Below are 10,555 nucleotides of genomic sequence, written 5' to 3' on the forward strand. Positions count from 1 at the left end.
GAGGCCTGGGCGCGGTCCCCGCTCAGGCCAGCAGGGCCCGGAGTCCCTCCCACGCCTGCGCGGCCGTGGTCTGCTCCTCCATGTCCTGGCGGAGGAACGCCTCGATGCGCGGCCACAGCGCGCGGGCCAGGTCCGCGTCCGGGTTGGTGCCGGGCACGTACGCGCCGATCTCCACCAGCTCGCGGATGTCGCGGTGGGCGGCGAGGACGCGGCGCAGCGCGATGGCGTCGGCGCGCTGCTCGCGGCTGGTCACCGCGCCCGCGACGCGGGAGACCGACTCCAGCACGTCGATCGTCGGGAAGTGCCCGGCGGTGGCCAGGCGGCGGTCCAGCACGACGTGGCCGTCGAGGATCGAGCGCGCCGCGTCGGCGATCGGCTCGTTGTGGTCGTCGCCGTCGACCAGCACCGTGTACAGGCCGGTGATGCTGCCGTCGATCCCGGGTCCGGCCCGCTCCAGCAGCCGGGGGAGCATCGCGAACACCGACGGCGGGTAGCCGCGGGTCGCCGGGGGCTCGCCCGCCGACAGGCCGACCTCGCGCTGGGCCATGGCGGCCCGGGTGAGGCTGTCCATCAGCAGCAGCGCGTCGCGGCCCTGGTCGCGGAACCACTCGGCGATCCGGGTGGCGGTGAAGCAGGCGCGCAGGCGCACCATCGGCGGCTGGTCGGAGGTGGCCACGACCACGACGGAGCGGGCCAGGCCCTCGGGGCCCAGGTCGTTCTCGATGAACTCGCGGACCTCTCGGCCGCGCTCGCCGACCAGCGCCACGACGGTGATCTCCGCCTCGGTGCCGCGGGTGATCATGGACATCAGGCTGGACTTGCCGACGCCGGAACCGGCGAAGATGCCCAGGCGCTGCCCGCGCCCGGCCGTGATCATCGTGTCCATGGCCCGCACGCCCAGCGGCATCGGCTCCAGGATGCGGCGGCGCTGCAGGGCGGGCGGCGGCTCGTTCTCGACCGGGACCATCTCCAGGCCGGCCAGCGAGGGGCCGCCGTCGAGCGGGCGGCCGAGACCGTCCAGGATGCGGCCGCGCAGCGCCTCGCCGACCGGGACGCGCAGCGCGTCGCCGGTGGCGGTGACGGGGCTGCCCACGCCGATGCCGGTCAGCGAGCCCAGCGGCAGGCAGCTGAGCCGGCCGCCGGACAGGGCCACCACCTCGGCCGGGACGGCCGCGGGGCCGTCGCCGAGGAGGACCAGATCGCCCACCCTGCCGGACACGCCCTCGACGTCGACCGAGAGGCCGACGACGGCCGCGACGCGGCCGGTCACGCGGGGCCGCGCGGCGGCGACGGCCGCCCGCAGGCGGGTGTCGATGGTGGAGATCACAGGCCCAGGGCCTCCTTGGCTCGCTGTACGGCGGTGCTCAGGCGCGCGTCCACGGCGGTCGCGTCGCTTTCGGCGACGGCGTCGCCGGGCTTCAGGCGGGGGTCGACGACCATGGTCACGGTCCGGCCGTCGACCTCGAAGGTGTTCTGCCCGGCGCCGACCATGGCGGCGTGGTCGGAGGGGCTCAGGCGGACGAGCACGGGGCGGTGCTCGGGCACCAGGTCCAGCGCCCGGGCGAGGGCCTCGCGGCCGGGCTCGGGGCTGTGCTCGATCTCCCGGCCGAGCACCGCCTCGGCGATGGTGAAGGCCGTCTGCACGACGAGGTCCTCGAGCTCGGCGGCGCCGGGGGCCGTCTGCTGCTCCAGCCGGGCGGCCGAGGCGGCGATCGCGGTCAGCGCGCTCTCCAGCCGGGCGATCTTCCGGGCCTCGGCCCGGGCGACGCGCTCGGCCTCGTCGCGGTGCTCGGCCGCGGTGTTGCGCCGGGCCTCCTCCAGGCCCTGGGCCCAGCCCGCGGCGTAGCCCGCGGCCCGCGCCTCGGCGCGGACCCGCTCCATCACCTCGGCCGGCACGTTCGCGGTGACGCCGAAGTCGGTGGCGAAGCGGGCGGCGCTGAAGGTGAGGGTGTCCGTCCCGCGCAGGACGGTCTCAGGCGACGAACTCATCCTCGTCTCCTCTCCGGATCACGATCTGGCCGGACTCCTCCAGGGCGCGGATCGCGTGCACGATCTTGGCCTGGGACTCCTCGACGGTGCGCAGCCGCACCGGGCCGAGCAGCTCGATCTCCTCGACGAGGTTCGCGGCGGCCCGCTCGGACAGGTTCTTGGTGATCTTGTTGAGCACGTCCTGCCCGACGCCCTTGAGCGCGGTGGCCAGGTCCACGGTCTCGACCTGCCGGACCACGAGCTGGACGGCGCGGTCGTCGAGGTGGACGACGTCCTCGAACATGAACATCCGGCTCCGGACCTCCTCGGCCAGCTCGGGGCTGCGCCCCTCCAGCCCCTCGAGGATGAGGCGCTCGGTGACGCGGTCGGCACGGTTGATGATGTCGACCAGAGGTTGCAGACCGCCCACGGCGGAGAGGTCGGACGGTTGCAGAACCGACGAGAGCTTGCGCTCCAGCAACGACTCCACCTGGCGGATGATGTCGGGCGAGGTGCGGTCCATCACCGCGATGCGGTGCGCCACGTCGGCCTGCAGGTTCGGGTTGAGCCCCGACAGGATCTGCGAGGCCAGGTGCGCCGGCAGGTGCGCCAGCACCAGCGCGATCAGCTGCGGGTGCTCGTCCTGGACGAACCCCAGCACCTGGCGGGGGTCGGCCCGCTGCAGGAAGCTGAACGGCATGTCGACCAGCGACGCCGACAGGCGCTCGACGATCTGGCTGGCCCGCTCGCGGCCCAGCGTCGCCTCCAGCACCTCGCGGGCGAAGTCCATGCCGCCCTGGCCGGCGTAGCGGTAGGCGACCGCCAGGTCGCGGAACTCGGTGAGGATGTCCACCGCGTCACCGGGGTCGACGGTGCCGAGCCGCACGATCTCGGCGGTCAGCTCCTCGACCTCGGCCTCGCGCAGCTGCGCGAGTACCTTCGCCGAGTCCTCCTTGCCCATCTGGACCAGGAGCACGGCGGCCTTGCGCAGGCCGCTCATCGTCTCGACCATCGGCATGTCAGCTCCTCCTGTCGGCGAGCCAGCCGCGCAGCAGCTGGGCGACTTCCTCGGGCTGCCGGTCGACCAGACCGGAGATCTCGTCCCGGAGCTCCTCGCGCCTGTCGGAGTCCGGCTCGGCGGGCGTCTCACCCGTGCCGGCGGGCAGCGCCTCGCGCTCGGCGGCCTCGATGGCGGCCTGCAGGCGCACCCGCTCCAGCTCGGCCTGCATGGCCTCCAGCTGCTCCAGCTCGGCCTTGCTCAGCTGCGAGCGGCGCCGCTTCTTGCGGCCGCGCAGCCAGGCGATGAGGAAGAGCAGCCCGATGCCCAGGGCCAGGGCGCCGACCTTGACCAGCTCCATGGTGCGGCCGTCCTGCTCGGCCTTGGCCGCGGCGGCCAGGTCGGCGGCGGCCTTGGTGGCGGCGCTGTCGTCGAACGGCATCGCCGAGACGGCGATGGTGTCGCCGCGCTGGGCGTTGATGCCGGCGGCCGAGGAGACGATCCGCTGGATCTCCGCGGTGTCCACGCCGGCCGCGGCCTGCCCGTCGACCAGCACCGCGACGTCGAGCTTGCGGACCTTGCCGGGGGCGGTCTTGCGGGTCTCGGTGACCAGGCCCACGGCGTTGTCGCGGGTCTCGGTGGTCGACTTGTAGTCGTTGCCGGCGTTGCCGTTCGGGACCTGGATGTTGTCGGGGCCGAGGACGCCGCCGGTGGGCGTGCCGCCCCCGGTGTAGGTCTCCTCCTTGGTCGTCGACGACAGCGGCGGGAGGGCCGGGTCGCTGACGTAGCGCTGGCTCTTGGTCTCGGTCTGGTCGTAGTCGAGGTCGGCGGTGACCTTGACGACGGCCTTGTTCGGGCCGAGGACCTGGGTCAGCATCTGCTGCAGGGAGCCGCTCATCCGCTGCTCGAACGACTGGGTCTGCTCCTCGCGCTCGCTGCCGGCGCCGGTGAGGGCCTGCTCGCCCGCGGCGGCCAGCACCTGGCCGCTGGAGTCGGCCAGCGTCACGTCGGCCGGGGACATGCCCTCGATGCTGGAGCTGACCAGGTTCACCACGGCCTTGATCTGGCTGTTGGTCAGCGGCTTGGCGGGCTGGGTGCCGACCAGGACCGAGGCGGTCGGCTTGGCGGCGTCGTCGGCGAAGACGTCCTTCTGCGGGATCGCGAGGTGCACGCTGGCGGAGGTGACGCCGTCGATCGCCTTGATCGTCCTGGCGAGCTCGCCCTCCAGGGCGCGCTGGTAGCCGACGTGCTGCATGAAGTCGGAGGTGGTGACGCCCTGCTTGTCCAGCAGGGAGTAGCCGCCGCCGTCGGCCTGGGTCGGCAGGCCCTGGCCGCTCATCTTCAGCCGCAGGTCGTAGACCTGCGCCTGCGGCACCATGATCGTGCCGCCGCCGTCGGTGAGCTGGTAGGGGACGCCGTCGGCGGTGAGCTGCTCGACGATCGCGTTGCCGTCGGCGCCCGAGAGGTTGGAGTACAGCGTGCCGTAGACCGGCTTGGCGGCCCACTGGGAGAAGAAGAACCCGCCGACCACGATGGCCAGCACGAGGGAGATGGTGACGGCCTTCTGCCCGGTGCTGAACGACGCGAACGAGGAGCGGGCCTTACGGAGGGCGGCGAGCGCGCGTTCCTGCATCAGGCCTGCATCCTCATGATCTCGGTGAAGGCGGCGACGGCCTTGTCACGGATGGCGACGGTCATCTGGGTGGCGAGTGCGGCCTCCGTGCTGGCGGCCATGTAGTCGTGCGCGTCCTGCAGGTCGCCGGTGGCGGCCTTGACGGCCAGCGAGTCGGCGTTCGCCTGCGTCTGCTGCAGCGTGTCGACGCCCTGGGTGAGCAGGTTGCCGAAGACCTCGGCGGTGCCGCTCGGAGCGGCGGTCCCGCCGACCTCGGCGGGACCGGTGATGCGCAGGGGGCCCGCGACGGGGCCGATCGGCTGGATGCTCATCCGTTCCTCCCGAGCTGGAGTGCGGCCTGGTAGGCGTCGTAGGCGCGGTCGACGACCGAGATGTTGGCCTGGTAGGCGCGCTGGGCCATCATCAGCTGGCCCATCTGGGCGCCGAGGTCGATGTCGGGGTAGCGCACGTAGCCGTTCTCGTCGGCGAGGGGGTTGTCGGGCTCGTGGACGAGGCGGCCCTCGCCGCTGCCCAGCTCGATCCCGCCGACCTGGACGCCGCCGGTGCCCGACCCGTAGTCCACGGCCTGCGCCGTCACGTAGCGGGCGCGGAACGCCTCACCGCTCGTGGGGGCGGCGTTGTTGATGTTGGCGATGTTGTCGGACACCGCGTCCAGCCACTTGCGGTAGACGGTCACGCCGGTGCCGGCGATGCCGATCGCGCGGAAGGGTCCTCCGACGCTCATGTCACGCACCTCCCCTGATGACCGAGCGGAGCATTCCGTACTTGGAGTCGAGGGCCTTCAGCATCGTCTGGTAGCGCAGTGTGGTGTCCATGTGCGACAAGGTCTCGTGGTCGAGATTGACGTTGTTGCCGTTCTCCCGGGTCGGCTCCAGGGAGCGGGCGACCTCCGGGGACACCTCCCGCGGGGACGTCCCCGTCTCGACGGCGGTGCGCAGGGCCTCTTCGAACTGGACGCGGCCGGCGAGAAACTGGGGAGTCTCGATGTTGGCGATGTTGTCTGCGATCACACGCTGGCGCTGGGCCAGGCCCTTCAGCGCGACGCGCACCACGCTGGACGTGACGTCCTCGAGCACGAACAGACTCCGTTCGTTCTGCTACGGCCGCCGATCCTTGGCGTAACGGGGTGAGCACTCCCTGCTCAGGTAGGCCCATCGGACGCCGCGGAGGGGTCCTGAGGTTTTTCCCGGATCCGATCGGGACCGGAGGTCACGGTTGTCCCTCAAGTCCTCAGATCCACCCCTGAACCTGCCGAAGGGCAGGATGCCCGCTTTCGCCGAGTCCCGTGTCCGCGGCCAGGAGGAGCTCCCACGATGACCGACGGCATCGCCGCGATCCAGTCCCGCGTGGCCCAGTTGCAGGGCCAGTTCACGCAGCTCGGCCCCCGCTCCGGTGTCTCCGGCGCCTCCGGTCAGAGGTTCGCCGCCGAGCTCACCGCCGCGCAGGGCGCGCAGAGCGGCGGCGCGACGGCCTCCCCGTCCGCCACGGCCCCCGCCGCCACGGCCGCGGGCGCGTCCACCACCGCTCCGGCGCGGGGCACGGCCACCGGCGCGACCACGGCCTCCACCGCTCCGGCGCAGGGTACGGCCGGCGGCCCGGCCACCACCGGCGCGACCGGCGCGGTGACCTCCGGCGGGGGCGTCACCGCGACGCACCAGCCGTCCAAGGTCCTGGGCGGCGGCAGCCGCATCACCTCCACCATGCGCGAGGCCATCGAGGAGGTCGACGCGAAGTTCGGGAAGTTCTCCGCGATCGGCGCCTGGCGCGCCGACGGCGGCATGCCCGGCAGCGACCACCCCACCGGCAAGGCCGCCGACTTCATGATCACCTCGGGCGGCAAGATGCCCTCCGCCGCCAGGCTCAAGGAGGGCTGGGAGATCGCCAACTACCTCAAGGACAACGCCGACCGCCTCGGCGTCAAGTACGTGATCTTCGCCCAGCACATCTGGAACCCCTCCCGCGCGGGCGAGGGCTGGCGCCTGATGGAGGACCGCGGCGGCGTCACCGCCAACCACTTCGACCACGTGCACCTGTCGGTCGCACGCTGACCCGCGTGCCCCTGCCCGCGACAGGGCATGGAACGCAGGAGGGACAGGAGCAGGGCATGCCGACGACCTCGCGCCCCACCGGACGCCGCCCGCGCGGGACGCGCGGGGCCGCCGGGCCGCGCCGGATCGCGGGCGCGCTCGCCGCCGTGGCGAGCCTGTGCGCGCTGCTCGCCGTACCCGCCGCCGCCTCCACCGCGCTCCCCGCGCCGCGGGCGATGTGGCTGTGGCAGCGCGGCGACCCGGCCGCCGTGATGAGCTGGGCCACCGCCCACGCCGTGAAGGAGATCTTCGTCCACGTCCCCCCGAAGATCACCGAGACCGAGCTGAACCGGCTCCGGCGGTTCAAGAAGCGCGCCGACGCCGCCGGGGTCCGGCTGTCCGCCCTGGGCGGCGAACCCGGCTGGACCTTCGACCACGCCGCCGCCCTGGCCTGGCAGCGCGCCGCGATGGGCACCGGCCTGTTCCGCACCACCCACGTCGACGTCGAGCCGTACCACCTGGACGAGTGGCGCACCGACCCGCCCGGCACCGTCGCGGCCTTCCTCGGCCTGCTCGCCGCGCTCCGCGACGCCGACCCCCGCCCGCTCGAGGCCGACGTGCCGTTCTGGTACGACACCGTGCCCGCGGGCGGCTCCACCCTGGCCGACGCGGTGCTGGCCCGCGTCGACGCGGTCACCGTGATGAGCTACCGCGACACCGCCACCGGACCCGGCTCGATCATCGGGGTCGGCGAGGACATGCTGCTGCGCGGCCGGCGCGCGGGCCGCCCGGTACGGCTGGCCGCCGAGACCCTCGCCCTGCCCGACTGCCCGTACTGCACCTTCCACGAGCAGGGCCGCCGGGCGCTGGACACGGCGCTGTCCGCGGTCGACGCCGCCGCCGTCTTCTACCCCGCCTACGCCGGCATGGCCGTCCACGACCACGCCTCCTGGAGCGCCCTGCGCCCCTGACCCCGCCCGCCGGGTCCGTGCTCCGGCGTCCCGGCGGGCCGGTCCGCAGACCGCCGGCGGATCGTTTCCCGGTTCTCCCTCCTCAGGCCCGCACGGCATGAGTATGATCCCGGGTATGAGCGGAGACAGGAAGACCCGGATCACCATCACCGTGGACCCTGACGTCGTGGAATACGCCGAGCACCTGGTGTCCAGCGGCAAGGCGACCAGTGTGGCCGCCGTCTTCAACGACGCCATCGCCGCCAAGCGCATCGCCGACCAGCGCGCGCTGGCGCTCCTGAGGGAACACGCCCGCAGAGCCGATCCGGAACGAGTGGCCCGCATGATGCGGCACGTCAACCGCCAGTTGGTCGAGCAGGGCTTCCCGGCGGCGCCTGGTGAGTGATTTCACCCCCGCCCCCCACATTCTCGATTCCAGCGTCCTGGCCGACGTGGCCCGGGGCGACGGCGACCTGATCGGGTTCCTGCAGGACTTCGACCGGGCGGGGCAGCCCCTGGTCATCCCGTCGCTCGCAGCGGCCGGAGCGCTGCTCGACAGCCGGGGCCTGCCGGACGCACAGGCGCTGCTCGCGGGCCTGGCCGCGTTCGAGCGCGCCACCGTGGCCCCGCTCGACGGCATCCACCAGGCCGCCAAACTCACCGACATGATGGCGGTCACCGGACTCGACCCGTGGGACGCGCATGCCGCCGCCATCGCCGACGTGGCGGTCTGCCCGATCTTCACACTCGACGCCGCCAGGTGGCGGGAGCCGTCCCGGGCCCTGGACAGGCCTCTGCACGTCATCGAGATCGCCGACCCCGACCGTTGACGGAGAACGCGTGAGGACGACGTACGGGAGAGCCCCGGTTCATCCGAACCGGGGCTCTCCCGTATGTGTCGGGCCTGCTCACGGCGCAGGCCGGGCCGACGGGCGGGACCGTCAGACGGCGGTCTCGGGGTCCTCGACCGGGGCGGGCTCCTCGGTGGGCTCCTCGGTGGGCTCCTCGGTCGGGTCGGGCTCCACGACCGGGTCTTCGGTGGGCTCCGGCTCGGCGACGGGCTCGGGGCTGGTGGCGTTGACGTGGGCGGCGAACAGGCCCGCGGCGGTCTTGACGCCGTTCACGGTGACCTTGTCACCCTCGGCCAGGGTGTCGAGGGTCGTCTTCTCGTCGTCCTTGGTGACCTTGGTGGTGGCGGAGACCTTGAACACGGCCTCGGTGCCCGCGACGAGCTTGGAGCCGCTCGCCACCTGCACCGTGACGGTGCCGGCGGCGGTGTCCACGGCGGTGACGACGCCGACCGCGGCGAAGGGCAGGACCGCCTTCGCCGCCTCCGCGGCCTTCTTCGCCGCGGCGGCCTTGGCGGCGGCGGCAGCCTTGGCCGCAGCCGCCTTGGCCGCAGCGGCCTTCGCGGCCGCCTTCGCGGCGGCGGCCTTCTTCGCTGCGGCGGCGGCCTTGGCCTGCGCGGCCTTGGCGGCGGCGACCTGCTTGGCCGTCGCGGCCTTGACGGGCTTCTTGGGGGCGGCGCTGGCGACACCGGCGGTCACGGGCACGCTCACGGTCACGGCGGCGGCCACGGCGAGGGCGGCCCAGGTCTTCCTGCGGTTCAACACGGTGTCCTCTTCCGATTACCGACAGTAGGGATAGCCCTCCCATCGGCGGCCGGACGACCCACTGGAGGAAAAACCGGAAGAAACATCGTCGCCGCTCCCGTCCACCCGTCCCCGCTGCGGGGCGGGGAGGGCGGGTAGTCTTCGGGACCGGGCACGGAACGGAGCCCGGCGCAGAACGAAACCGGGTGACGTCCGAGGTCAGCGGAGGACGGGCAGACCCAGGACCCCCAGGCAGGGGTCGAGGAGCCGTCCGAGCAGCGCCGCGTCGAGCAGGTCGGCGACGGTCAGGGCGTGCACGGCGCCGCTGAGGAGGTTCCACACCCCGCCCGCGCGGTCGGCGACCGGGATGCCGGCGGCGTCGACGGCCTGGACCAGCTCGAACTGCGCGGCGGCGGCGGCCCGCACGCGGTCGGACATGTGCACCGCCCACGAGGCCTCGTGCACGGCCTGCGACCAGCCGGAGGAGTCGAGGCGGGTCCGGTCGCTGAGGGCGGTCAGCCGCTCCAGGTCGGAGGCGCCGAGCGTCTCGATGCGCCGGCACAGTCCCGTGACGGCCTGGTGCTGGGGGCCGGTGTCCACCGGGCGGTCCGGCAGTTCGCGGGTGGCGGCGAGCCAGCCGACGGCCAGCCGCCGCCGGGTGTCGGCCGGCAGCAGCTCGCGCAGGTAGGTGGCCATCACCGCGTCGCAGACGACGGCGGTGGCGGCGGAGGCCGTGTCGTCCTGGTGACGGACGCCCTCCTGCTCCTGCCACGTCCAGCCGAGCACGTCGTGCCGGACGCAGTGCAGCAGCGCGTCGGGGGTGCCGATGGGCGCCCGCTCCAGCAGGGCGAGGGCCCCCTCGGCGTCCTGCTGGGAGAGGCTGCGGACGGTGGGGCGCAGCACGGTCGCCGCGTGGATGTCCTGCCACAGCTGGGCGCGGACCCCGTCGTCGGGCAGCCGGCGGGCCAGCGCCGCGAGGTCGCGCGAGTCGAGGCGCAGGGCGCGGGAGAGCACTGCGGCGGTCGCCGCTCCGCCGTCCAGCCGCGTCAGGTCGAAACCGAGGACTGGGGCGCTGACCAGGGAATACATGAAACAGTTTTACACCGGAGAATAGCCTTTAACCCAATCGATCAGTTATTTATTACCAAATATCACGGTACGCTCTCGCGGCGGTACTTTTAGTTGATAAAACCATTGCTTTGCAGAACAAATACGGGGGGTCACCCACGGTGGTCGTGGGCGGCCCCCCGTACGGCGCCTCACCGCCGGACGTCCTCCCCGGTGGGAGGGGTGGCGGGTCTCAGTAGCGGAAACCGGAGACCAGGGTGTGCAGCCGGGCCGACAGCCCGGCCAGCTCGGCCGCGGCCCGCTGGCTCTCGCTCACGCCC

The 10,555-nt window shown here is 73.1% G+C and carries 13 protein-coding genes; 4 read left to right on the top strand and 9 right to left on the bottom strand.

All coding sequences use genetic code 11. The annotated features are described in order from the left end of the window. Positions 1–22: 22 nt before the first annotated feature. The 7 genes from IEZ06_RS27660 to IEZ06_RS27690 are packed head-to-tail and all read right to left on the bottom strand — an operon-like array spanning position 23 to position 5,674. Entirely contained in the window at positions 23–1,327 is a 1,305-nt protein-coding gene (locus tag IEZ06_RS27660; protein ID WP_189239614.1) for a FliI/YscN family ATPase, read from the bottom strand. Continuing rightward, complete coding sequence (locus IEZ06_RS27665; RefSeq protein WP_189239615.1) at positions 1,324–1,989, bottom strand: FliH/SctL family protein; 666 nt, start codon at positions 1,987–1,989, stop codon at positions 1,324–1,326. The genes IEZ06_RS27660 and IEZ06_RS27665 overlap by 4 nt, the downstream gene beginning before the upstream one ends. After that, a complete protein-coding gene (gene fliG, locus IEZ06_RS27670; RefSeq protein ID WP_189239616.1) occupies positions 1,973–2,986 on the bottom strand; it encodes a flagellar motor switch protein FliG in 1,014 nt (337 codons plus the stop codon). The genes IEZ06_RS27665 and fliG overlap by 17 nt, the downstream gene beginning before the upstream one ends. A gap of 1 nt (position 2,987) precedes the next feature. After that, the gene (gene fliF / locus IEZ06_RS27675; RefSeq protein ID WP_189239617.1) at positions 2,988–4,598 is read right to left on the bottom strand and encodes a flagellar basal-body MS-ring/collar protein FliF; all 1,611 of its coding nucleotides are present in this window, start codon (positions 4,596–4,598) and stop codon (positions 2,988–2,990) included. Continuing rightward, complete coding sequence (gene fliE, locus IEZ06_RS27680) at positions 4,598–4,909, bottom strand: flagellar hook-basal body complex protein FliE (protein WP_068904007.1); 312 nt, start codon at positions 4,907–4,909, stop codon at positions 4,598–4,600. Before fliE ends, fliF begins: the two co-directional genes overlap by 1 nt. Next, positions 4,906–5,322: a flagellar basal body rod protein FlgC gene (locus tag IEZ06_RS27685; RefSeq protein ID WP_189239618.1), complete on the bottom strand. Its 417-nt coding sequence runs from the start codon at positions 5,320–5,322 to the stop codon at positions 4,906–4,908. The genes fliE and IEZ06_RS27685 overlap by 4 nt, the downstream gene beginning before the upstream one ends. A gap of 1 nt (position 5,323) precedes the next feature. Then, a complete protein-coding gene (locus IEZ06_RS27690; protein WP_189239619.1) occupies positions 5,324–5,674 on the bottom strand; it encodes a flagellar basal body rod protein FlgB in 351 nt (116 codons plus the stop codon). A gap of 237 nt (positions 5,675–5,911) precedes the next feature. Between IEZ06_RS27690 and IEZ06_RS27695 the strand changes: the two genes are divergently transcribed. The 4 genes from IEZ06_RS27695 to IEZ06_RS27710 all read left to right on the top strand — a co-directional run bounded on the left by IEZ06_RS27695 (position 5,912) and on the right by IEZ06_RS27710 (position 8,405). Further along, complete coding sequence (locus IEZ06_RS27695) at positions 5,912–6,646, top strand: VldE C-terminal domain-containing protein (protein ID WP_189239620.1); 735 nt, start codon at positions 5,912–5,914, stop codon at positions 6,644–6,646. A gap of 56 nt (positions 6,647–6,702) precedes the next feature. Then, positions 6,703–7,596 (top strand): hypothetical protein, encoded by an 894-nt coding sequence (locus IEZ06_RS27700; RefSeq protein WP_189239621.1) that lies wholly within the window; start codon positions 6,703–6,705, stop codon positions 7,594–7,596. A gap of 115 nt (positions 7,597–7,711) precedes the next feature. Further along, complete coding sequence (locus IEZ06_RS27705; RefSeq protein ID WP_189239622.1) at positions 7,712–7,981, top strand: hypothetical protein; 270 nt, start codon at positions 7,712–7,714, stop codon at positions 7,979–7,981. Then, entirely contained in the window at positions 7,974–8,405 is a 432-nt protein-coding gene (locus tag IEZ06_RS27710; protein WP_189239623.1) for a PIN domain-containing protein, read from the top strand. Before IEZ06_RS27705 ends, IEZ06_RS27710 begins: the two co-directional genes overlap by 8 nt. A 111-nt stretch (positions 8,406–8,516) precedes the next feature. Here the strand turns inward: IEZ06_RS27710 and IEZ06_RS27715 are convergent, their stop codons facing one another. Together IEZ06_RS27715 and IEZ06_RS27720 are read right to left on the bottom strand one after the other, a co-directional pair. Beyond that, positions 8,517–9,188 (bottom strand): hypothetical protein, encoded by a 672-nt coding sequence (locus IEZ06_RS27715; protein ID WP_203872323.1) that lies wholly within the window; start codon positions 9,186–9,188, stop codon positions 8,517–8,519. A gap of 198 nt (positions 9,189–9,386) precedes the next feature. Next, positions 9,387–10,256 (bottom strand): hypothetical protein, encoded by an 870-nt coding sequence (locus IEZ06_RS27720; protein ID WP_189239625.1) that lies wholly within the window; start codon positions 10,254–10,256, stop codon positions 9,387–9,389. Between the last annotated feature and the right edge of the window lie 299 nt (positions 10,257–10,555).

This window comes from Planomonospora antibiotica, assembly GCF_014647955.1.
GTDB classification, from domain to species: domain Bacteria; phylum Actinomycetota; class Actinomycetes; order Streptosporangiales; family Streptosporangiaceae; genus Planomonospora; species Planomonospora parontospora.